Genomic DNA, 22509 nt, shown 5'->3' on the forward strand with positions numbered 1-22509 from the left:
ATTAGAGGATATTGTTGCTGAAATGTTAGATATTAAAGCATTGCGCGCTGACCCTGAGGCCATTGCGGCTCAACTTAAAAAGAAAGGCTACGAACTGGATGTGGCTAAGTTTTCGTCGCTAGAAGAGCGTCGTAAAGCCATCCAGATTGAAACAGAGCAGCTGCAGCAGTCTCGCAACTCGGTATCCAAAGAGATTGGTCAGGCGATGAAGTCTGGCGATAAAGAAAAAGCCGCTGACTTAAAAGCTCAAACCGCGACACTAGGTGATGACTTAAACGCAGCCAAAGAGCAGTTAACTCAAGTTCAAGCGGACATGGATGCGTTGCTTGAAGGCATTCCTAATATTCCTCATGAGTCTGTTCCTGCTGGTGTGTCGGAAGACGATAATGTTGAAATTCGTCGTTGGGGCGAACCAAAAAACTTTGAATTTGAAGCAAAAGATCATGTTGATCTTGGCGAAGCGTTGGAGATGCTGGATTTTGAAGCTGCGGTTAAAATTACCGGTTCACGTTTTGCGGTAATGCGCTCTGATTTGGCGCGTCTACATCGTGCTTTGACTCAGTTTATGATCAATACTCATGCCGATGAACATGGTTACAGCGAAGTCTATGTGCCGTATTTGGTCAATGCTCATTCTTTGAAAGGAACGGGGCAGTTGCCTAAATTCGAGCAAGATTTGTTTAAAGTGCCGGTTGATAAAGACAGTGGAAACAGCGATTTCTATCTGATTCCAACGGCAGAAGTGCCAGTTACCAATTTGGCTCGTGATGAAATTTTTAACGACGCAGATTTACACAAGAAATTTGTTGCACACACACCTTGTTTCCGTAGCGAAGCGGGCAGTTATGGTCGTGATACGCGTGGCATGATTCGTCAGCATCAATTTGAAAAGGTTGAGTTGGTGCATATTTGTCGTCCAGATCGTTCAGAAGCCGTTTTGGAAGAATTGGTTGGTCACGCTGAAGCCATTTTGCAAAAGCTTGAGTTGCCTTATCGAACGGTTATTTTGTGTGGTGGTGACCTTGGTTTCTCTGCTCACAAGACCTATGACATTGAAGTCTGGTTACCAGGTCAGGCTAAGTACCGCGAGATTTCATCTTGCTCTAACATGTGGGACTTCCAAGCTCGCCGAATGCAGGCTCGCTGGCGTAACCCTGAAACTGGTCGCCCTGAGTTGGCACATACCTTGAATGGATCTGGTTTGGCTGTTGGCCGTACCTTGGTTGCTGTACTTGAGAACTATCAAAATGCTGATGGCAGTGTGCGAGTTCCTGAAGTATTGGTGCCATATATGGGCGGTAAAACGTTATTAAGTAAGGCGTAATCTGCGCTTTTAATAAAAAAGCCTCTCGTTGAGGCTTTTTTTGTGTGAGACAACATTATGACAGGTAAAGTCTATTTGATTGGAGCGGGACCAGGTGATCCTGAGTTACTGACGCTCAAAGCATATCGACTATTAAAGCAGGCGGATGTGGTGTTATATGATCGACTGGTTGGGCAGGAGATCATCGAACTGATACCGGAAACTGCTGAAAAAATGTATGTAGGTAAAGCCAAGTCTTTACATAGCTTGCCACAAGAAGACATCAATTCTTTGCTCGCAGAAAAAGCACAGCAGGGTCATCAGGTGGTGCGACTAAAAGGTGGTGATCCTTTTATTTTTGGTCGTGGAGGAGAAGAGCTGGAAGAATTGATTGAAGAAGGTGTGCCATTTGAGGTTGTACCAGGGGTAACGGCAGCCGCAGGCTGTGCCGCTTACGCAGGTATTCCTTTAACACATCGTGATTATGCTCAATCAGTACGTTTTCTTACGGGCCATTTGAAGGATGGCACGACGGATTTACCATGGGAAGAGTTGGTGCATCCTGCTCAAACTTTGGTGATTTACATGGGGTTAACTGGTCTTCAGGATATTAGCCAATCTTTGTTGAAATTTGGTATGTCGGCGACGATGCCGGTGGCCGTCGTCGAAAAAGGCACATCGAAATCTCAGCGAGTGTTTACTTCGACAATTAGTGAGGTATACCAAGTGGCAACAGATAATGAAGTAAAATCGCCTGCCTTATTAATTATCGGTGAAGTTGTGACATTACAAGATAAGCTGGCTTGGTATGGTAAGTACTAGTCTCTGTTGTTAGGGAAGGTGCGAATAAGTCTTCTGAAACCAGTGAACTTGTTTGTAGCTTTCCAAGACATGATAACGGAGTTTCTTCTTTACTGAAGGGCTCCGTTTTTTTTATGTCTTATACGTCATGAGAAGATAAGCTGGCTATAAGCAGTTCGCAGGTTTTGGTAAGCCGGCAATCTTTGCGGCTAATTTTGGTGGGCTACCAGGAAAGAGAGTCATCAAATAGATACTTCGGCCTTTTTCAGCGCCTAATTTTTTGGACACCGCTTTCGTTAATGGGCGCATAGCAGGAGACACTTCAAACTCGTGATAAAAATCACGTAGCAGGTGAATGATTTCCCAATGCTGCTCAGTCAGGGTAATGTCTTCCTGAGTGGCCAGCTGTTGCGCTAGCTCAGGTGTCCAATCGTCTAGGTTTAATAAATAGCCTTCTTCATCTAATAAGATCGAATCTAACATAACAATTACCAACTAATGTGACTGGACGCTGAAAAGGTTATCTCAACCCATTCTGTGTCGCTGATTGCTTCGCCTAGGCTAGGTTGAACGCCATACCCTGTTGCGTCTCGCTGTAAATAATAAAGACGGATATGCTTTTCTTCCAGTGACTTCAGGTGCGTTGAGTGGGGGGGCGTTAGCCTTAGTATCGCTTCTTCAATGAGCAGGACGGAATCTCCCTGTTTTAAGCTGCGTTGCCAAAGGGATTCGGTGTTGCTTGAGTAGCTCAATTGGTTAATCTGATGGAGGGTCATAATTAAAAGCGAAATACCTGCTGATAGCTTGAGAACAACTCAGACCATGCGGCTGAATCCAGTGAAGTAATACCAGGCCATTGAGTGGCTGGGTCTGGGGCTAAGCTAGAAGACTCAATAAAAACGTTTTCAATGTCATAAAATTCCAGACCGTCGAGTAATTTGTGCAGGTTTTTACCTTGTTCTGGTTCTGGTTGTTGGTGTTTTGTAAGAAGCGAAAGTGCGGCATCAGACAGGCAAAGGTCGACTTTTTGTTCGAATGTCGCCAATACCAAGGCGAGATCTAACCCTTCTTTACAGGCAATACTGCTGTAAGGACTCGATGTTAAATGGATTAAGGTATTCTTCATCGTCTTACCTGAATTGAATGATTTTTTGTGTAGAGTTCATCAGCTCGACGAACGTGCCTAGGCCTTCAAGCTGGAAACCACTAGACAATGAGTGGTGGTTTAATTCATAGCGTTTGCTTTCTGTTTCGTTGATTACGCCACGTCGAACGGCAGCAGCAATGCATAAATACAAAGGCAGATTAAATTCACTGGCGAGAGTTTGCCATGCTTGTTTAAGGTTTATCTCATCACGAGGCGGCTGTGCTAAGTCGTTGCCAATAAGGACCGCATCTTCATAAAAAAACACCCCTTTGATACTGTCAGGCTGCGCTGTTAACGCTGCTCTGGCAAAGCATAAGGCAGAATGACAAGCCTTGCTTTGGTAAGGAGAGCCGGTAACGAGAAGGGTGTGTTGCATGGTTTGAACCTTAAATCGTCGATCAGATGCGGATTTTACCGATAAAAAAGGCCGCAGTCAGCGGCCTTTTCATTTTTTGACTCAATATTAGTCGTCGCTGCTAGACATGCCTAGCAAAGACAAGATACTGATGAACATATTGTATAAGGCAACATAGAGGTTTACGGTTGCCATAATGTAGTTCGTTTCACCACCACGCACAATTTCACTGGTTTGCAGCAAAATGATGGCTGCAGAGAACAGTGCGAAGCCTGCTGAGATGAAGATTTGCAGAGCTGGCATTTGTACAAAGAAACCGGCAATTACCGCGAACAAAAGTACAAAGAAACCAACTGTGATGAAGCCATTCAGGAAGCTGAAGTCTTTTTTGGAGATAAGCGCGTAAGCGGATAATCCCATGAAAGACAAACCTGTGATGCCGAGCGCACTCATGATTAAGCTAGCACCGTTTGAAAGGCTTAGGTAAGCACTTAAAATAGGACCTAGTGTGAGGCCCATGAAGCCAGTTAACGCGAATACGCAAAGAATACCAGCGGCACTGTTTTGGCATTTATGAGTTAGGAACAATAAGCCGTAAAATCCAACCAAGGTTAAAATCAAACCAGGGTGAGGTAAGTTGAAGGCCATGCTCAAACCTGCCGTAAAGGCACTGAACAAAAGGGTTAGCGACAACAAACCGTATGTGTTGCGGAGCGTTTTGTTTGCCGCTTGGGACGTGTGTGTCGAAAGGGCTTCTGAGTAACGCATTAGAGTAACTCCTATAAAGTTTATGTTTAACTATGGACTTAATATGAGGTGGAAAGTTCCAAAGTTCAAGTAAGAATATTTGTTTTATAATGGAAAAGCGACAAGTGAGAGACTTATTAGTAAAAAATGTTGGTTTTTAGTCGTTAGATTGATGAAGGCTGGCCGTGCTTATGGAACGGGCTTTTGATAGACTAACTAACCTACTTAGGCGAAGCGAGACTTATGTTGGAACACGATTATTCCTTACCCATCTCATTTTCTATGGCGGCTCAAATCGGCTTAGAAGAAACTGTTCTACTGACGTATCTGCAGCAGCAATTTTATGCGCAAAACGCTCAGACACTGAGATTGGATATGCGTTTACTCAGCCGTCAATTGCCTTTTTGGACCGTGCCGATGATTTTACGTTTATTGGCCAACCTTCAGCTCAGTCAGTTTTTGAGCTTTCAGCGTCAAAATGATTTGATAGAAGTGCAATTGGTGGCAAAAAAGTCAGACCAAGCAGCACAAGTTGCGTCACCCAAAGTGGCGGTGCAAGACGATCAATTGATGGACAAGATGGATCGTTTGCACAAAGCGTCGCGTCAAAAGACGGAAGAATTCACGCCGCAACCAAAAACCTATACGACACAAGCGCCAACTCGACATTATGAGACGTCGCCACCAGTGGCGAAAGATCGCCGTGGCGTCACTGATTTCGATTTATATTTAGAGCAGAAAGAGCGAGCGCGTCAGCCAGATCAATGGCAACCCGAAGAAGCAACATTTGAGCAAATTTTGCAAGCAGGCATTGCGCGTGAGTTTGCGATGGGATTACAAACAGAGTTTTTGTTACGTATCAAAGAACAACGTAAAAACGTCAGAACTTGGAATAGCGAGTTTTTCAAATACGTAAAACGTCAGTGGCAATACAAACAATCGGATCGGGCTTCATATGAAGGAACCTCAGTCAGTTCAAAATTTAATAAAACCTCTCGAGAGCAAGTTAGCGACGCCCTCAGCAACATACACGACACAGACTGGTGATCAAGCAGAAAGCGGTTACGGTGGGGCGAGAGATTCGGGACCATCAGAGGCGGAGCAACAGACTCGTGTGTTGGTTAATATGCTGTTTGCCCGTTTTAAAGCCATTTACACTCACAAGTTTGCCTCGGCGTATAGCAATCCAGATGAAGTAAAGCTGGCAAAGCGAGAGTGGGCTATTGCGTTAAAAGGTTTTCAAGAGCCTTTGTTGGCTTATGCTGTTGAGCGTACAAAGGAAACCTATGCTTGGCCGCCAACCATATCCGAATTTCTAAAACTGATTAATACGGCTTATAAAGCCTATGGTTTAATCGATCCTCGTTCGGCTTACAAAGAAGCCTGTGCTTGTCGAGTTGATCCATTAACTTTCCGCTGGAGTCACCCCGCGGTGTATTTTGCAGGTGCAGATACGGGTTGGTATAAGCTCAAATCAGAAGAAGAAAGAGTTACTTGGCCGTTGTTTGAGCAAGCTTATTTAAAGATTATCGATCGTGTCATTGCTGGTGAACGTTTGAGCGTGCCGAAAGTGGTGATGATTGAAGATAAACACACACTGGATATTACAACCTTGGCGCAACAGATTGCTGAGCAAATGGAGATGACAGAAGAAGCTGTTGCTCCATTGCTTTATTACACTCAAAAAACACCAGGGTCTGGTATTCGGCAGCGTTATCGTGAGCTGAGTCAAGCAAAGCTGACTAAACTCGGTTTTCACGGCCGCTTGCCTAATTAGGTGGACGAGGCAGTAAATTAGACTTTCTGTTTTATTGACAAAGGTACAATAGCAGGTTGTCATAAGCATCATAGAGATAACGAAACCTGTATTGAAAGATGACAGAGGTGGTTATGTTAAAAGTTTTAATTGTGGATGATCACGATATGGTCAGCCAAGGTATTAGCCTCGTATTACAGGACGTTAAAGGTGTCGAGGTGGTCGGCGTCGCACACAGTGGTGAGGAAGCCATTGCACAATCTAGAGCGACAACACCTGATATTGTATTGATGGATGTGCATATGCCGGGGATTGGTGGTTTGGGTGCGACGAAAGAAATAAAACGCATTTTGCCAAAGACTAAGGTGATTGCTCTGTCGGCTTTAGATGACAACCTGTATCCCGTAAAATTGATTGAAGCGGGGGCGTCTGGCTATGTCACCAAGGGGACAAATGCTTCCGAGTTATTAGACGCGATCAGTATGGTGTCGAAAGGCGAGCATTACATTTCCAAAGACATTGCTCAGAAGATGGCCTTGTCTAAATTCTCGATTGATGATCAGGGTTCTCCTTTAGGCGAGCTATCTGACCGAGAGTTGCAAGTTGCGCAGATGATAGTGGATTGTAAAAAATCCAGTGAAATCGCAGAACATCTTAATGTTAGCCCTAAGACGGTTAGCACTTATCGTACTCGAATCTTCGCTAAATTGAATATCGATAGCGACGTTGAGCTTATTCATTTGGCCGTACGTTATAATGTACTCGGCATGGGCTAGAACGAGGTTTGTTTGAGCCACTCCGAATTTGATTCTAAACACTTTGTTAGTCATCTTACGACCCGTCCAGGGGTGTATCGTATGTATGATGAGCAAGGGGAATTGCTTTATGTTGGTAAAGCAAAAAATCTCAAAAATAGGGTCGCCAGTTACTTTCGTCCTACAGGTTTGACCACAAAAACCATGGCGCTGGTGAGTCGAATTCACCATATTGAAATCGCGGTGACCAAAAGCGAAACCGAAGCCTTATTGCTTGAACAGACTTTAATTAAGCAGCATCGACCGCCTTATAACATCTTGCTTAGGGATGATAAATCCTACCCTTATATTCTACTGTCGAACCATCAGCATCCTGCTTTGTTATTTCGTCGTGGTGATAAAGCCAAACAAGGTACCTTATTTGGTCCTTTTCCGAGTGGCACGGCAGTCAAAGAAAGTCTGAACACCATGCAAAAGGTGTTTAAAGTACGTCAGTGTGAAGACAGTACTTATGCCAATCGCTCACGACCATGTCTGCAATATCAGATTAAGCGTTGCTCTGGTCCCTGTGTCGGTTTAATCAGTGATGAAGAATACGAGGCTGATGTACGTCATGCGAGAATGTTTTTACAAGGCCGTAATCAAGAGCTAACGGATGAAATCAGTCTGCAGATGACGGATGCTGCAAAAGACATGGAGTTTGAGCGAGCCGCAGAGCTGCGTGACCAAATGATTCAGCTCAAGCATATTCAAGAGCAGCAACATGTTTACGGTCAGTCGGGCGAAGCGGATGTGATTGCTTCTATTATTCAGCCTGGTGGTTTGTGCGTCCATGTGATGATGGTGAGAAATGGTAAGGTGGTTGGCAGTAAAAGCCATTATCCAAAAATGCCGTTGGAGATCAGTGAAGGAGAATTACTGTCTTCCTTTATTGCTCAATTTTACTTAGGCGGTGCACAAGAACTACCAAAAGCATTGATCCTAAGTCATGAGTTGGATGATATCGACAGCCTTAAGGAAGGTATTTTTGAAACCACAGGTAAAAAAATCGAGGTTGTTTCAAATGTTCGTGGCCAAAGGGCGCGTTGGTTAGAGCTGGCAAAATTGAATGCTGAGCAAGGCCTGCAGGCGCGACTTTCTGATAAACGAAATCATTTTAGCCGTATAACTGCCTTGCAAAAATTGTTAGGCTTCACTGAGCCGCCAGCTCATATGGAATGTTTTGATATTAGTCATTCCAGCGGTGAGGCGACAGTAGCTTCCTGTGTTGTGTTTGGACCCGATGGACCAGACAAAAAGCGTTATCGGTCTTTCAATATCGAAGGCGTCGAAGCGGGGGATGATTATGCCGCCATGAAGCAAGCGCTAACTCGTCGATATAAGCGAGTGAAAAGTGGTGAAAACCCTGCACCAGATGTCTTACTCATTGATGGTGGTAAAGGTCAGTTAAGCCAAGCAGAAGCGGTGTTACAAGAGTTAGGTTTGGTCAATATCTTTTTGTTAGGGGTAGCGAAAGGAGACACTCGTAAGCCGGGGCTGGAAACCTTGTACATTGGATCCAAGGAAGATGAGGTTGTGTTACCGCCTGATTCAGCGGCACTCCACTTGATTCAGCATATTCGGGATGAGGCACACCGCTTTGCCGTGAAAAGCCATCGTCGACGTCGTGATAAAAAGCGGCGACATTCGGTTTTAGAGGATATTCCTGGAATTGGTCCAAATCGTCGAAAAGAATTGCTCACCGCATTTGGTGGTTATCAGGAGTTGTTATCCGCCAGTCAGGAAGACATTGCTAAGGTAAAAGGCATTAGTGCGAAAAAAGCCGAAGAAATCTACCTCTATTTGCATAAGAGTTAAGCTCGCTACATTAAAGTTAGCAAAAGCTAAGTTTTTAAACGTTATGTTTTACTGGGCAGGTTTGCCCCAGCATTAATTGGATTTGAAATGAATATACCGAATATTTTAACTTCCGTTCGCATCTTGATGATTCCGGTATTGGTGGTCATTTATTATTTACCATGGGAAGGGCGTTATCATACCTGTGCCATCATTTTTGCTTTAGCGGCGATTACGGATTGGTTAGATGGTTATTTGGCGAGAAAGTTAAATCAGACATCAGCCTTCGGTGCTTTTTTTGATCCAGTCGCAGATAAGCTGATGGTCTCCATTGCCTTAGTGCTATTGGTGGCAAGCTATTCCAATCCCTTGATGACGTTAGCCAGCGCGGTCATTGTTGGTCGAGAGATTGTGATCTCCGCTTTGCGTGAATGGATGGCTGAAATGGGCAAACGCGCCAGCGTGGCGGTGTCTTATATTGGGAAGCTAAAAACCGCCATGCAAATGCTGGCTATTTTTATTTTATTGGGTTCTCGTCCAGACACTTTGGTTGCACATATTGGTGAAGGGGTATTGATCGCGGCGGCCTTGCTCACACTTTGGTCAATGTACGTTTATCTAAAAGCCGCTTGGCCTGAGCTGATGTCGAAGGAATCGGATAAAAACTAATCAGAATGCAAAAAAGTGGCTAAGTTAGCCATTTATTTAGAATTTTTCCTTGACGTGAAAGCTCAAATACATAGAATAGGCACCGTCTTTTGAGACGCGGGAATAGCTCAGTGGTAGAGCACAACCTTGCCAAGGTTGGGGTCGCGAGTTCGAGCCTCGTTTCCCGCTCCATCTTTAAAGATTTCTGATAGAGGCCGGATGGCAGAGTGGTCATGCAGCGGACTGCAACTCCGTGAACGCCGGTTCGATTCCGACTCCGGCCTCCATAATCAGATTGCCCGGGTGGTGAAATTGGTAGACACACAAGACTTAAAATCTTGCGCTTTAACGAGCGTACCGGTTCGATTCCGGTCCCGGGCACCATTTATGGTGCCTTTTTTGTTTCTGCACCTTTCTAAATTCTTTCTATCCCTTCTATACTAAGCCTTTCAGGCGTTTTCTCGATTTTCTCAAATTGCTTATTTTTCCTATCCTGTGCTATGTTTTCTAAAATTCAGCACCATTTGAGCACCATTTCCAGCACCATTTATTGAGGACGAATAATGGCTAGTGCCTATAAACGAGGGAATAAGTGGAGAGCGCAGTTTGAGCTTTCAACAGGCCGCAAGACGAGAGACGGATTTAAAACAAAGCGAGAGGCACTCGCTTGGGCTGTAGAGGCTGAAAAGCTAGACAAAGAGAGACTATCGGATGAAATCCCTGATCGTCCTTTCAGCGAAGCTCTAGAGCGTTATCGTGATACCGTAAGCGTGACCAAGCGCGGACAAAAGTTTGAAATACGACGAATTGACCGATGGCTGGGCAACGGAGCGGACGACACAGACCCTTTATGCTTTATCTCACTGCAGAACCTACAAGCAAAACACTTTGCAGAATGGCGTGACAGACGCCTACAGCAAGTTGCTGTGGGTACCGTACTAAGAGAATGGAATGTCTTGTCAGCCATTTGCAGCGCCTGCTCAAAAGAATGGGGATGGCTAAAGGACAACCCCATGTCCAAAGTAAAACGGCCAGCAGAACCAGAAGCCAGAACAAGGCGATTATTACCAGGTGAGTTTGAACAACTCATGATCGCCACACAATACGACATAGACACCCCACCAGAGTCCAAAAGCGAACGAATAGGCGCTGCCATCGTCTTTGCTATAGAAACCGCCATGCGTGCCGGTGAGATTTGCGGCATCACATGGGAAGACGTAGATCTAACCAAGCGAACCGTATACCTACCCAAAACCAAAAATGGCAACCCAAGAACAGTGCCATTATCTAAAACCGCGGTAAAAGTGTTAGAACAACTTAAAACGCTTGAAGACTGCAAGCGCAAAGCCTTTAACCTAAAGTCAGATTCCCTTGACGTGAACTTCAGAAAGATTCGTAACAAGTGCCTGATTGATGATCTACACTTTCATGACTTAAGGCGAGAAGCACTGACACGACTCGCCACCAAAGTAGATGTGCTTAACCTAGCGAAAATATCAGGCCATACAGACCTAAGAATTCTGCAGCGCGTCTATTACGCACCAGATATGGGTGATATAGCACTAATGCTAGACTGATGGATATTAGTAGATGGGTTATAAAGTTAATTTTTTAGTATTATTTTCTAATACCTATGGTTAGTAAAATGCAACAGGATGTTAAATGGATATGAAAATTAGTAGCAATATAGCTTCATGTAGAAAAAAAATTGCAGAAGTTTTTGTGAGTCCAGTAAAAACACTTATAACTCTTTCTGCTATTTTAGTGGTTATTATTTTTTTCATTACAGCCTGTTGGGGATGGGTTAGCGATACCGTTTTTCCAAATACAAAACTAGGGCTATATGATAAAAGCTTTTGGGAGAACTTTTTGGTTGAAATGCATGGAATTGTTTTTGAACTATCCATCGTGGGTGTCTTAATTATTTGGCTGGATTCAAAGAGAAGTAAAAGCAATGATATAGCTAGGCTGAGAGAGGACCTTGATGATTTTTCGACTCTAGACTTCCCGGAAATTAATGTAAAAAAACTTGGTCACATTAAAAGATTAAATGCTCATAAAATTAAGGATATAGACGTTCAAAATTTGATTTTGAATCACCTTAAAGTAAAGGGGGTTTCTATAGAGGGGACTAGGCTGATAGGTCTGAAAATTATAGAGGGCTCTGTAATAAACTGCTTATTTAATTCTGTGAAGATGCGGTCTTCTAACTTTCAAGGTAGCACATTGAAAGGTACTAGTTTTATAAAATGTGACCTATTGAAAAATGATTTCACTAATACAATTTGTAAAGGGGTAAATTTTTCAGGTTCATGTCTAGAGCGAGCAAACTTTACTAATTCAAATTTACAGAGTGCTACATTTAGAGGGTGTGATGTTAGATTTATTAACTTTGAAGGAGCCAATCTAAAGCAGTCAAGTTTTAAGGATGCTGTTAATTTAACTGCAGAAATTCTGGTAAAGGCTGAAAATATTGATCATATCAAAGTTCCAATAGAAATAATGAACGAGTTGATTAAGCTACGTCCTGATATGAAGCAATATGAGATACAGGCCGGCAATTGAGGAATTTAACCTCCACACAGTTCATTATATGAACTGCTGACTGACAGCATGCCCTTAATGTAATTAAACTAGCAACAAATTAATGCTCAGTCAATATTAAGTTGACTGTTGATTGTGCGTGGCTCTACTAGCGCAAAAGGGTAAAACCTTTTACTGTAAAGGAAATGATAACAATGTGAAGCTGTTATACACAGCAGATTGCAGTGCAACCACACCTATAACAAAAGGGAAGTTATGGCTAACAACAAAACGAGACGAGTCTTCGGTCATATCCCAGGGACTACAGTAGGTCAAATTTTTAAAGATCGCGCCGCTTTAGCAAAAGCTGGTATTCATAAGCCAATCCAAGCTGGCATTAGTGGAAGCGGTAAAGAGGGTGCTGATTCTATTGTTTTGTCCGGTGGTTATGAAGATGACCAGGACGATGGCGATGTCATCATCTACACAGGTGCTGGCGGTCGAGATGAAAACACCGGTAAACAAATAGCCGATCAACAGCTAATAACCACCAATCTTGCCTTAGCCAGAAGCCATCTAGAAGGCTTACCTGTTCGTGTTTCCAGAAGCAACAAGCATAAAGACCCAAAATCAACAGCAAAGGGTTATGAATACGCAGGCTTGTACAAAGTTGATGACTACTGGCGAGAAAAAGGTCGCTCTGGTTTTTATGTGTGGCGGTACCGTCTTATAGCCTGCGATGAACAACCTACTAAAGAAACACCTAGCGAACCATCGAACGACCATGGTGAAACCAAGCGAGTACAAGCCACGGTCCAGCGTATCGTTCGAGACACCAAAATAGCCAAGCGCGTAAAGCAGCTGCACAACTACCAATGCCAAGTATGTGGGATTGCGTTACAAACCAGCGCCGGGTTATATGCCGAAGCGGCTCACATTAAACCACTAGGCCAACCACACAACGGGCCTGATGTAGAAAGCAACATCCTCTGTCTTTGCCCCAATCACCACGTACTGTTTGATAACGGCGGTTTTACTATTGCTGATGACCTAAAGTTGATCGGCATGGAGGGTGAATTGAAGATAGTCAAAAAGCACACAGTTGATCTAGCGTTTATCCAGTATCACCGAGAACATTACCAAATTAAGGAATAGTCCTTGATTGGGCTATTAGAATTATTTTATAGATCAGGTTTTTTTAATTTCTAATTTTGATGAATGAGAATATATTTTATGAGTGGGTATCAAAGGGAAACAATACTTCTTCTTTCAGTTCATGATATGGCTTGTGGACATTATTTATCAAAGGCTGAAGCTGTTCTAAAAAATGAAATAGAAGTGGATTTTGAAAAGGATTTCAATGAAATTAATTATATTTTAGAAATTTATAATATTAAAGAATATATCGAAAACAATGTTTATCTTAAATCTTGGTCTCAATCAGAAATTGACGATTTCAAAGTCAAGGTTAAAGGATACGGAGTGCATATAGGGAGGTTTTTTTCGAAATTTAATGATGAGGATGTTCTTTCATTTTTTGATTTTTTGATTTTTGATTATGAAAAAACATTTTGGAAGTTGATTAATGATCATAAGGTTTATAAAAAAATATCCCCGGAAAAAATTGAGATTATGTTAAATAGATCACCCCGTCAAATCGATGAAATTTTAAAATATAAAGATTTGGTTTCTAGATATGGAGATGTAATCTATAATTTTTTACTGTCCTATAGTAGGTCTGCTGAAATACTGCTTTCAATATATGAAGTAGAAAATAAATTAAATAAAGTTGAACTTTACCTGCCAAAAAAATTAAGCAATAACAATAAAAAAGATATTATATCTGATTATATTGATTCTGAAGACTGTAATTACAATTACTTATCGATAATACAAAACTCTAAAAAGAGTGATGAGTTTAGGATGTCAGATAAAATTAGGTTGAAGGCCAAGAGAAAAAAGGGTGAAGAAAGTTCAAGGTTTTTTAACGATAAAACCAATAAATCGGTTTTAAAATATGGCGTTTCAATTAGTTATATTGATAATGCTGTGGCTATAAAAGAATGTAGACCTGAAGGTTTTGTTTTTCATTATTCATATGATATGAAATATATTGAAAGAAATTCTAGTCCTTACTTTCTTTACTTAAATTTCAAATATCTTTTTGAATATATAGATCATTTTAATAGAATTAATCTAATTAGTAAGCGAAGTTTGGTTGGTCTTATGGAAGGTATAATGGGAGTGCGCTCAAAAAGTGAGTACTTTTATGGTATCGCATTTAATCAGCTTCAAATGTCATCTCAAGCGCAGATTCATACTTACTCAGATGTTTTAAAAACATTAGGATATTCTTTAGAAAATATTTTACAGTTTGTATATACATCATTTTTTTCTAATTGCTATGGTTATGCAGATAATGCGAGCTTAACTATGCCGACTGAAAGTGCTTTAGCTTTAGAAAAAGTTCGAACATTAGCTCCTGAATTAGAATCAGTCTTAAAGCAATATAAGTTGTTTGTTGAAGAGGGAGAGATAGATTTTGAACTTTTACAAATTTCGTCTGGACCAAGTTCTATGAGAGATATACCTAGCTTAAATGAAATGAAGTATATTTATGTTGATGAAAAAAGCACTATAGCTACTTCATGTTTGAATCTTTTTTTCTCTGACCAAACAATGTTAGCGTATGTTGAGCCATTTAAAGAAAAAAAATACGGTACATTTTTTGACTTATTATCTAATGAAAAAAGTGTTTTATTCTCATCGTACGAAAAGTATCAATTACCTAATATTAACTATTTGATAGATAATAATCATATATATATTGATGAGTTAGGATTTTTAAGGCCTGTTAATATTAATCGTATTCTTATTCTAAAGGATTTACATGATAATGAGGCTGTTTCTTTCTATCATTACCCCATAGATTTAAGAGAAGAAGTAATAAAAATGATTAGTGATGGATTAGTTTTTTCTAAAAGTACCCTGTTTTCAAAGCCAGAACAAGATTATTTTAACTACTACCTTAATAAAAGTGAATTTACAAATGGGTTAGATTTAAGGAATAGTTATCTTCATGGTACTCAAGCTAATCCATCTAAAACTGAACTTCATGAAAATAATTACTATGTTTACATGAAGCTTCTTGTTCTTGTTTTATTGAAAATTGAAGATGATCTATTTATTTTTAGAAATCTTGTGAAGTAGTTGTATTCGAATGATTTTTTTAATATTCCTAAAATAATATTAAAAAGAGAAACTAAGTTGATCTATTCAATTAATAAATTTGAAATGAAAAATGAAGCTGCTATTAAGAGTGAAGTGAAAAATCATATTGTTAATGATTAAATGTTTATTAGTATTTAATTTGACATAAAAAAACCGCCCTTTGGCGGTTTTTTTGTGTCTGTTGTAAGTCAATTCAATGTGTCATTTTCTGAGCCAGTGCCCATGCCATTACGTCGCTGGCGACCCAGCGCCAGTTGGTGCGGTTTTCTGATCCACCGACGTTGCGTGCTTTTGGAAAGGTGCGTTTGCAGGCTACGTCACCCATGAACTTCTTCTTTGATAGACCAAGATAGGCGGCGCATTCGTTTGAGCCCCAAAGGGTTTTGTTGTCTGCTACTTTTGGTTTGCTTAGCGTCTGAATCAGTTGTTCTAGTTTTTCAGCTAGGGCGCTTTCGGCTTTTGTTTGCATTGGTGTGTTTGAGTTTTCCATGATCGCATCCTTTGTTGATTGGAGTGATGAAGTAATATCTTGTCTTATTAATATGAACCAAAAGTACACATATTGTAAAGTACTTTAGGTTCATTTTTTTCGAGGGCAATAAAAAACCGCCCGAAGGCGGTTTGATTTGAGGGTGTGTTTTGTTCTACAGAAGAACGGAGTACCAAAAAACGCGACCAATTATTCTAACGTCTTGAGCAGATTCACCACTCAGTTCTTCATCTTGTACATCGGGGTTCGCAGAAATAATTCTGATACCGTTGAAAGGTAATCTGTATAGGTACTTCACTCGAAGAAGCCCACCATGCTCAATTGCGTACATTTTACCGTCTTGGATTTTTACCTGACTCGTATCAATTCCCACTGTTGATCCGCCAGGTAATACAGGTTCCATACTGTCACCAGTAACCTTGCAGCATGCAACTGTATCCGTTGATACACCTGCTTTGTGTAGAGTTGATAAGTTGAATCTTAATTTATGAGTTGAGATTTCTTGCACGTTAGAGAATCCGTTTCCTGCCGCCAGTTCTACTTCACTAAAAAAGGGTACTTCTACTTCATGAGGTTCGAGAGGGGTGTCACTATCCCATGCATCAGCCGTATGAAGATTGTAGGTAGAAGTATTTTCTCTAACTTCATCAGAAATGATTTCTCCAGTCCCGTATTCTAACCATTCCGGTCTTACACCAGTGGCGGAAGCGATCTGTAAAACTTTTTCCCTTCTTGGTTGTGACTCCCCATTAAGCCATTTGTTTGCGGCTTTAACTGTTGTGCCTGTTTGTTTTGCAAGCCATACACCCGCGCCATGACGCTTAACGTCTGCAAGTTTAAGAGCCTCTAAAAGTCTTTCTGGAAACGACACGCAGCCACCTTTCAATAAATGAACCAATAGTTCAATTGTAAAACATACTTGCGGAATTTTCGGTTCATATATAATATGTACTTAAAGTTCATAATTTGGAGGTAAAAATGAACTCAATGAAAGAGCTTATTAGTTGTCTTGATGGTGGTGTTCCCACGGCGGCCAATGTTTGTCGTGTGAGTGTAAGAGCCGTTTATAAGTGGATTGAAAAGAACCGCTTGCCACGAACCGAATACACCAATGAAACAACCTATGCAAAAGAGTTAGAAGCAGCCAGCAATGGCAGTGTAAGAGCTTCTGATTTTCTGCAACAAACCAAGCATAAGCAATCTGCTTAATCACAAAAACATTTGATTTTCTGGGGAGAAAATGACGATGGATTACTTTCAGCAATCACTTCACGATTTGGTTCACCAATCTAATCAGTCTTCTAAAGACATTTCGGCCGCGTTGGGCATGAGCCACCAGGTATTGATCAACAAGGTCAATCCGAACAACACGGTCAACAAGCTAACCGTTCATGAGCTTCACGCCATTCAATTACTCACCGGAAACGATGTGGTGCTTCGCGCCATGCAGGGTTCCATCATCTTGTCGGCCTTAAAAGACGCGCCTTGCTCCATCGTGGAAGCGGTAGTGTCCAACGGCAAAGAATGCGGAGACGTGTTTTCTGCTGTGCAGGAAGCCATGGCGGACAACCGTTTAACAGAGCGTGAGCGCAGCAAGATTTTGAAAGAAATCCGAGAAGCGATTGCGTCATTACAACGCACTGAATTGGCGGTGTTGGCTCATGGCCAAGTATGAGGGAGGAACGATGAAACGAACATTTGAGCAAGGCGCTGCTGCCTATAAAGCAGGAGTGAAAATGTGTGAAGTTCAACAAGAGGTTTTGGCAAACCCTGCGGAAAACCATGATTGGTTAATGGGCTTTTTAAACGCTCAAAACGAAGCAGTGGCCTCGTTAGAAGTGCGATATGGTGCCTTGTTGGAAAAACAAGAGGTCTTTATCTGCAAGCTAGAGCAACAGTTAGAAAAGCTGGTTGTTGAAAATATGGCGCTGGCATCACGCTTAAAAATGGCTGTGGTGTTTAAGGCAGAACTTCATTGAGGTGCTTATGGAATACGTTTGCGCCAACTGTGGCTGGGAAGGGCCAAAATCCAAACTTGGAAAGTCGCTGACCTTGATAGGGGCAAAAGACGAGTTTTGCCCAACGTGCGGAAAGGCGGACTTTTTAGTGAATGAAACCGAGTTGGAAGAGATTGTGTTTCACCAAACGAAAGGAGAGGGAACATGCCTACCACAACGTCTATTGAACAATCCTACGAGCAGTTAAAAGCCTTTGTTCGTAAATGTCCGCCAGTGCCAATACGGGCAGCGATTAATAAGTCTTGGGTATCCGAAAAAGCAACATTAGAGGCGATGAAACATGACCGCACAACCAGTAAACGCACCACAAATTGATGCCGTTTTATTCTCGTTTACGAAAACGGAAATCAATGTCATGCGTCTTATCTCGGCTCACTGGCAAAAGATGTATGCCTGCCACGAGATCGATAGAGGCGAGCCAGTAGGGTTGACCTTATACAGCGTTTGGTCCCCTTCATTCACATTAGAAAAGCTATCCCAACAGCCGAGTTTTAGAACGGATCGGGTTACTTCTGAATGTTACGACGTGGGCAGCATAGGCGCGCAAGTGTCTTTCCCGCTTTGTACTTGGGAGTTGGACATGCTTAGTGCCATGGTGAACTTTGCCGTTCACGGAAAACTAAACCGCTTTTTGCTCACTGGTAAAGGGGTCATGGCGGATGTAGTCGGGCAGCACTTTACTCAGTCTTGGACGTGCAATAGCACCGCCATTGCCGTGGCAGAAAAGTTGGATTTATTGCGCAGTGTGGCGGGGTTGTTTTCTGGTCACAGTGGGTATGTCTTTGCTTTGCAGAGGGTAGAGCGCTTGCAAGGAGTCGAAGCAGTATGAGCAGTACCTTGAGTTATTGGAGTCGCCCACAAGTAGAGCAGGCAATCCCGCCAGCGCCAGCGGGTTTTATGTGGCCTTATGAGTGTGAGCAGTGGCGCCGTAAACAGCTGGAAGGTTTAAGTCGTGAAGACGCTTCTGTTTTTCGTGAGCGTCTTCAGGAGTTGGACAAAACAAAGGGCTATATCAAAGCCAATGCTTGGCTTTCACGTTCGGTTGAACGCTTTACGTTACTGGAAAAACTGGCCGTTTTGCGCCCTGTGGTTTCTGGGGAATTTGAGCGACTGTTAAAGGAAGTCGGTAATGATATGGCCATGGATTGGTTGCGTGACGTGGTAAAGCGCTTGCACTACTGCGATAAGTTGATTACGGAACTGGACGGCGAGGAACTTCATCGCTGGGCAGCTGAGAAAAGTAATTACTTTGAAGTGGAAATCTATGCCATTGGTACCCAAGGCACCCCAAGTGCGGTGAAAGCCTTTATAGCATTGCAGCTTGAGCAAGTGGGTGCCACGTTTGACCACTGGGATGATAACGACAGAGTAGCGGGGCTCGCCGCGCGGATGATCACCAATGAATGGTGGGTTCGCCAAGCCAAGCGCCAATGGATAGTGGTGGAAAATGTGCTGAGAGAATGCGGCCAGGTACACCGCTATAAGTCGCCTTATGTGTCTTGGTGGGCGTTGGGTAAAGCGGAAAAACAAGCCGCAAATAACAAGGCATTTTTGGACGGCTGGGAAGCGGTGAATGATTTGGGGCAGTCGTTCACGCTGGCCGAATTATCGAAAAAGGGCGTATCTGACCCAGATAACCGCTTTGCGGAAATGGTCGTTAGAGCAAAGGGTATGGAAGAAATCGCCGACGAATTAGGCCACGATGGTTGGTTTATCACACTGACGTGTCCTTCCAAGTATCACCCTATCTCACGCGGTAAACGTAACCTGAAGTTTTGGCGCGCAGGCAGCCCCAGCGTAAGAACCGCACAAAAGTATTTGAACTTGGTTTGGCGTCGTTTCCGTTCTTGGTGTAATCGCCACGAGATTCCTTTTTATGGTCTGCGAACAGTGGAGCCACATCACGATGGCTGCCCACACTGGCATCTAATGTTATGGACCGACCCAAAACACTCGAATGACTTTTTACGCGCCTTTGCCAAGTACGCCTTGCAGGAAGATGGCAACGAACAAGGGGCGAAAAAGCACCGCATAAAAGTGAGAAAAATCGACAAGGACAAAGGGTCTGCTGTTGGTTACATCGTCAAATACATTTCTAAAAACATTCACGGTAAACACGTCGATACAGACCATGAAACAGGGCGCAGTGGTAGTGACGCGGCCAAGCGCATTGTGTCGTGGGCGCGCTTGAATCGTATTCGTCAGTTTCAATTTCTAGGCGGTGCCAGTGTAACGGTGTGGCGAGAGTTGCGCCGCTTAGGGAAAGACAAAGCCCCCAAAACCTTTGCCGACATTTACCACGCGGCCAACCGGGCGGACTTTGGCGGGTTCGTCAAACTCATGGGCGGGGTGTTTGCTGGCAAAAACCAAACCCTGAAAACCCACTACAGCGAGCCAGAAGAAAACCAATATGGGGAAATGGTGAAGTCGGTGAAAGGCGTGGCAAAGGGGATTGATGTGCTGATCACTCGAATTTACGAATGGACAGTGCGTAAAAAAGGGTCTTTGGCTTTGGAGGACGGCGAAGCCGTCCCTTGGACTCGTGTCAATAAGTGTACGGGGCCGAATTTCGGCCGGAATTATGAGCCAACCAAATATGGTGGAGGTGGCCAATATGTCAGTCCGGGTTAAATGCCCTAGGTGTAAAGGCAAAGCGATCATTACCAACAGCAATGATCTCGCAAAAGACATAAAAGACGTGTTTTACAAGGAGCTTTACGTGCAATGCATAGGTGAGGGCGGCTGTGGTGCGCGTGCCGTTTTTGGCATGGAATTTAAGCACTACATCAACCCACCACAAACCGACGTTGTCAGCATGGCGCGGAAGATTTTAGAGCAGCAAGAACAACTGGACATAAAAGGGGTGTGAGCGTGGCCAAAACCGACCAAGCCAAAGCCGATAAGAAGCGCCAGCAAGACAAAGAGCGCCAGCGTGCCAAGCGCCAACGGGACGCGGAAAAAAATTCGTCACTCGGTATTCGTGAATATCGAGTGACATTATCCCAAACCGAGGCGGACGCACTGACCGACCTGTGCGCTTATCGGGGCGGTGTTGAGCCATACGGCGCGGCGGAATTCATCGCCACTTTGATACGCCGCGACAAGCAACGAATGGAAGACGAAAAAGCGCACCTTGGAACATGCGACTTTTGCGGCGAGCCATTACCAACGGGCTGCAAAAACGGCCTAGGCATACCGAGACTGAAAGGCGTGGAAAAATGTTTTTACACGCGAGACGAAAAGAAACTAAGGCTATAAACCAACCGCGTGACACGTCACGTTTTTAAAAATTAACACTAGGGAGAAATGGCAATGGTAAAAATGGGTGATCACACCGTAAAGGATATTAAGCACGAAATAGAGCAAGCCGCCGAGTTTATCGGCATGGTGAACTTTCACATCGAAGATGAAACCGCGAGTCATTTTGTTGATATGGCAATGGAAAAAGCAGAAAAAGCTTTGTCATTGTTAAACACTCAAAAATCAGACAACGACACACCAGAGCCACGGTGTAGTGATTCCGCAAGTGGCAAGCACATGTCTTGGTAGGGAGAAACTACAATGACCGACAACCTAGAAATCACCATCGAACAGGCTCAAAAAATCACCCTTGGCCAAGTGGACAACGGCACCCTTGCCACCGCGGTGACCTGTGCCGATAGCCTTGCCATTGTTCGCCACGGGCGCGTTGAATCGTACCTGGTACCGAAACATACCATTGATGAACTGTTAAACCGACTCGCCATCATAGAGTGTGAAAACAAACACCTATTGGGTGAGAAAGTGTCACAGTCCATCAAGGTACCAACCCTGAGTTATGCCACCTTGGGCAACGCCTTGTCTAAATCGTCTTGAAGTTGTTCTAGGTGCTCGGCGATTACATGCTGAGCTTCTTCGGGGAGGGCTGCAATGTCCTCAAGTGTTACTTGTTTGAGGTCGTGCAAAAGCAAAATGAAATGTTCCATGATCGTCTCCTTGATCGGTTAATACCCATTCCTTGGGTACCTAAAAGATTAGATCGATCTGATCAAAAAGTAAACAGGAGAATCAAAGCTTGAATATCAAGAAAACTAAGACTACCATTCAAGGGCGCTGGCAAAATCCAGCGTCGGGATTGGCATTCTGAATTCACAGCGGACACATACCGCGTACGCGGTTTTTTTGTGTCTGGCGTATAGCTTCCTGTTATGGGTGAGCTGTGCGGGGCGCATTCGTGCGCGCCAGCCCTGTGACTGGTATGCCAACCCGTATAGCTTGCCCACCCTAATTGGCATTGGGGTGAGCAATTAAATAGCTTTCACAGGAGATAAACGCTATGGAAAATCTCACAATCCTTTCTAGAAATGTTCGTGTTCATGATGAACTCTATTCTCTAAATGACCTTCATAAGGCATCTGGTAATGAAAAGCGACATGAACCAAATCGATTTATCCGAACTGAAAAAATTAAAGAATTAATACAAGAGATTGAGTGTTACCCAGAAATGGGTATCAGTGTTAAAGCTGTTAGAGGTGGAGCGAATAAAGGCACTTGGGCTTGTAAAGAACTGGTCTACGCTTACGCTATGTGGATCAGTCCGAAATTCCACCTTCATGTCATTCGCGCCTTTGATCAGGTCACAAACCAACAGCCCAAAGCAACCAACCTAAACCTAGACAACGTCATCTCGGACTTGCCCATTGGCACACGTTGCCTACTGTATGTGGACGAAACAGGCACACACATGATGCCCATACACAACAAATCCCTAGTCAACATAGAAACCGTTCGACACATCCAGCGAGACGCCAAACTGCTCAAAAACGCAGTGGACGACTTCCGCCACCGGCTCATGGCCTTATCAGGTGAATACAGCCTAGAGAAATTGAAACAACCCTTGCTATAAAACGAAAAACGCCC

At 43.2% G+C, this 22509-nt stretch carries 30 protein-coding genes and 3 tRNA genes; 25 read left to right on the top strand and 8 right to left on the bottom strand.

Annotated elements, in window-relative coordinates:
• Positions 1-22 precede the first annotated feature (22 nt).
• Together serS and cobA are read left to right on the top strand one after the other, a co-directional pair.
• A complete protein-coding gene (gene serS, locus DFP76_RS09150; protein WP_113874338.1) occupies positions 23-1324 on the top strand; it encodes a serine--tRNA ligase in 1302 nt (433 codons plus the stop codon).
• A 57-nt stretch (positions 1325-1381) separates the two neighbouring features.
• Positions 1382-2125 (top strand): uroporphyrinogen-III C-methyltransferase, encoded by a 744-nt coding sequence (gene cobA, locus DFP76_RS09155; protein WP_113874339.1) that lies wholly within the window; start codon positions 1382-1384, stop codon positions 2123-2125.
• A 144-nt stretch (positions 2126-2269) separates the two neighbouring features.
• On the opposite strand, the gene DFP76_RS09160 is transcribed toward cobA, so the two are convergent.
• From DFP76_RS09160 to DFP76_RS09180, 5 genes are all read right to left on the bottom strand, one after another.
• Entirely contained in the window at positions 2270-2587 is a 318-nt protein-coding gene (locus DFP76_RS09160; protein WP_113874340.1) for a TusE/DsrC/DsvC family sulfur relay protein, read from the bottom strand.
• Positions 2588-2592: 5 nt separating this feature from the next.
• The gene (locus tag DFP76_RS09165) at positions 2593-2880 is read right to left on the bottom strand and encodes a DsrH/TusB family sulfur metabolism protein (RefSeq protein WP_113874341.1); all 288 of its coding nucleotides are present in this window, start codon (positions 2878-2880) and stop codon (positions 2593-2595) included.
• A 2-nt stretch (positions 2881-2882) separates the two neighbouring features.
• Entirely contained in the window at positions 2883-3230 is a 348-nt protein-coding gene (locus tag DFP76_RS09170; protein ID WP_113874342.1) for a DsrE family protein, read from the bottom strand.
• A 4-nt stretch (positions 3231-3234) separates the two neighbouring features.
• Positions 3235-3627 (bottom strand): sulfurtransferase complex subunit TusD, encoded by a 393-nt coding sequence (gene tusD / locus DFP76_RS09175; RefSeq protein WP_113874343.1) that lies wholly within the window; start codon positions 3625-3627, stop codon positions 3235-3237.
• Between the two features lie 87 nt (positions 3628-3714).
• The gene (locus DFP76_RS09180) at positions 3715-4374 is read right to left on the bottom strand and encodes a Bax inhibitor-1/YccA family protein (RefSeq protein ID WP_113874344.1); all 660 of its coding nucleotides are present in this window, start codon (positions 4372-4374) and stop codon (positions 3715-3717) included.
• Between the two features lie 222 nt (positions 4375-4596).
• Here DFP76_RS09180 and DFP76_RS09185 point away from each other — a divergent pair, with 222 nt between their 5' ends.
• From DFP76_RS09185 to DFP76_RS09240, 12 genes are all read left to right on the top strand, one after another.
• Complete coding sequence (locus DFP76_RS09185; protein ID WP_113874345.1) at positions 4597-5400, top strand: DnaT-like ssDNA-binding domain-containing protein; 804 nt, start codon at positions 4597-4599, stop codon at positions 5398-5400.
• The gene (locus tag DFP76_RS09190) at positions 5309-6130 is read left to right on the top strand and encodes a replication protein P (protein ID WP_245931908.1); all 822 of its coding nucleotides are present in this window, start codon (positions 5309-5311) and stop codon (positions 6128-6130) included. The genes DFP76_RS09185 and DFP76_RS09190 overlap by 92 nt, the downstream gene beginning before the upstream one ends.
• A gap of 113 nt (positions 6131-6243) precedes the next feature.
• Entirely contained in the window at positions 6244-6885 is a 642-nt protein-coding gene (locus DFP76_RS09195; RefSeq protein ID WP_113874347.1) for a response regulator, read from the top strand.
• A gap of 12 nt (positions 6886-6897) precedes the next feature.
• Complete coding sequence (uvrC, locus tag DFP76_RS09200; protein WP_113874348.1) at positions 6898-8721, top strand: excinuclease ABC subunit UvrC; 1824 nt, start codon at positions 6898-6900, stop codon at positions 8719-8721.
• A gap of 87 nt (positions 8722-8808) precedes the next feature.
• Complete coding sequence (gene pgsA, locus DFP76_RS09205) at positions 8809-9369, top strand: CDP-diacylglycerol--glycerol-3-phosphate 3-phosphatidyltransferase (protein WP_113874349.1); 561 nt, start codon at positions 8809-8811, stop codon at positions 9367-9369.
• 96 nt (positions 9370-9465) lie between these two features.
• A tRNA-Gly gene (locus tag DFP76_RS09210) sits at positions 9466-9540 on the top strand.
• A 21-nt stretch (positions 9541-9561) separates the two neighbouring features.
• Positions 9562-9635 (top strand) — tRNA-Cys (locus DFP76_RS09215).
• Positions 9636-9645: 10 nt separating this feature from the next.
• Positions 9646-9732, top strand: a tRNA-Leu gene (locus DFP76_RS09220).
• Between the two features lie 179 nt (positions 9733-9911).
• On the top strand, positions 9912-10925 hold the full coding sequence (locus tag DFP76_RS09225) for a site-specific integrase (RefSeq protein WP_113874350.1): 1014 nt from the start codon (positions 9912-9914) through the stop codon (positions 10923-10925).
• Positions 10926-11010: 85 nt separating this feature from the next.
• The gene (locus tag DFP76_RS09230; RefSeq protein WP_113874351.1) at positions 11011-11913 is read left to right on the top strand and encodes a pentapeptide repeat-containing protein; all 903 of its coding nucleotides are present in this window, start codon (positions 11011-11013) and stop codon (positions 11911-11913) included.
• Between the two features lie 234 nt (positions 11914-12147).
• Complete coding sequence (locus DFP76_RS09235; RefSeq protein WP_113874352.1) at positions 12148-13026, top strand: YDG/SRA domain-containing protein; 879 nt, start codon at positions 12148-12150, stop codon at positions 13024-13026.
• A 78-nt stretch (positions 13027-13104) separates the two neighbouring features.
• Complete coding sequence (locus DFP76_RS09240; protein ID WP_113874353.1) at positions 13105-15081, top strand: hypothetical protein; 1977 nt, start codon at positions 13105-13107, stop codon at positions 15079-15081.
• A gap of 214 nt (positions 15082-15295) precedes the next feature.
• On the opposite strand, the gene DFP76_RS09245 is transcribed toward DFP76_RS09240, so the two are convergent.
• Together DFP76_RS09245 and DFP76_RS09250 are read right to left on the bottom strand one after the other, a co-directional pair.
• On the bottom strand, positions 15296-15592 hold the full coding sequence (locus tag DFP76_RS09245; RefSeq protein ID WP_113874354.1) for a helix-turn-helix transcriptional regulator: 297 nt from the start codon (positions 15590-15592) through the stop codon (positions 15296-15298).
• Between the two features lie 154 nt (positions 15593-15746).
• The gene (locus DFP76_RS09250) at positions 15747-16463 is read right to left on the bottom strand and encodes a S24 family peptidase (protein WP_147084188.1); all 717 of its coding nucleotides are present in this window, start codon (positions 16461-16463) and stop codon (positions 15747-15749) included.
• A 107-nt stretch (positions 16464-16570) separates the two neighbouring features.
• Between DFP76_RS09250 and DFP76_RS09255 the strand changes: the two genes are divergently transcribed.
• The 10 genes from DFP76_RS09255 to DFP76_RS09300 all read left to right on the top strand — a co-directional run bounded on the left by DFP76_RS09255 (position 16571) and on the right by DFP76_RS09300 (position 21465).
• Entirely contained in the window at positions 16571-16801 is a 231-nt protein-coding gene (locus DFP76_RS09255) for a DNA-binding protein (protein ID WP_113874356.1), read from the top strand.
• Positions 16802-16838: 37 nt separating this feature from the next.
• Positions 16839-17267 carry a phage regulatory CII family protein gene (locus DFP76_RS09260; RefSeq protein WP_181799814.1) on the top strand — a complete coding sequence of 143 codons (429 nt, stop codon included), beginning with the start codon at positions 16839-16841 and terminating at the stop codon, positions 17265-17267.
• A gap of 10 nt (positions 17268-17277) precedes the next feature.
• Complete coding sequence (locus DFP76_RS09265; RefSeq protein WP_113874358.1) at positions 17278-17571, top strand: hypothetical protein; 294 nt, start codon at positions 17278-17280, stop codon at positions 17569-17571.
• A gap of 183 nt (positions 17572-17754) precedes the next feature.
• On the top strand, positions 17755-17925 hold the full coding sequence (locus DFP76_RS18100) for a hypothetical protein (RefSeq protein WP_181799815.1): 171 nt from the start codon (positions 17755-17757) through the stop codon (positions 17923-17925).
• On the top strand, positions 17891-18439 hold the full coding sequence (locus DFP76_RS09275) for a hypothetical protein (protein ID WP_113874360.1): 549 nt from the start codon (positions 17891-17893) through the stop codon (positions 18437-18439). Before DFP76_RS18100 ends, DFP76_RS09275 begins: the two co-directional genes overlap by 35 nt.
• Entirely contained in the window at positions 18436-20241 is a 1806-nt protein-coding gene (locus DFP76_RS09280; protein ID WP_113874361.1) for a replication endonuclease, read from the top strand. The genes DFP76_RS09275 and DFP76_RS09280 overlap by 4 nt, the downstream gene beginning before the upstream one ends.
• Entirely contained in the window at positions 20225-20479 is a 255-nt protein-coding gene (locus DFP76_RS09285; protein ID WP_181799816.1) for an ogr/Delta-like zinc finger family protein, read from the top strand. The genes DFP76_RS09280 and DFP76_RS09285 overlap by 17 nt, the downstream gene beginning before the upstream one ends.
• Before the next feature lie 2 nt (positions 20480-20481).
• A complete protein-coding gene (locus DFP76_RS09290; RefSeq protein ID WP_113874363.1) occupies positions 20482-20868 on the top strand; it encodes a hypothetical protein in 387 nt (128 codons plus the stop codon).
• 54 nt (positions 20869-20922) lie between these two features.
• Positions 20923-21159: a hypothetical protein gene (locus DFP76_RS09295; protein ID WP_113874364.1), complete on the top strand. Its 237-nt coding sequence runs from the start codon at positions 20923-20925 to the stop codon at positions 21157-21159.
• 12 nt (positions 21160-21171) lie between these two features.
• Positions 21172-21465, top strand: a complete 294-nt coding sequence (locus tag DFP76_RS09300) for a hypothetical protein (protein WP_113874365.1) — start codon at positions 21172-21174, stop codon at positions 21463-21465.
• Here the strand turns inward: DFP76_RS09300 and DFP76_RS18105 are convergent.
• Positions 21426-21575 carry a hypothetical protein gene (locus DFP76_RS18105; RefSeq protein ID WP_181799817.1) on the bottom strand — a complete coding sequence of 50 codons (150 nt, stop codon included), beginning with the start codon at positions 21573-21575 and terminating at the stop codon, positions 21426-21428. The two genes, DFP76_RS09300 and DFP76_RS18105, sit on opposite strands and share 40 nt — an antisense overlap.
• Positions 21576-21925: 350 nt before the next feature.
• On the opposite strand from DFP76_RS18105, the gene DFP76_RS09305 reads away from it, so the two are divergent.
• Entirely contained in the window at positions 21926-22495 is a 570-nt protein-coding gene (locus tag DFP76_RS09305; RefSeq protein WP_113874366.1) for a KilA-N domain-containing protein, read from the top strand.
• Positions 22496-22509 lie beyond the last annotated feature (14 nt).

Origin of the sequence: Marinomonas aquiplantarum (assembly GCF_003314975.1) — a bacterium.
GTDB lineage: Bacteria > Pseudomonadota > Gammaproteobacteria > Pseudomonadales > Marinomonadaceae > Marinomonas > Marinomonas aquiplantarum.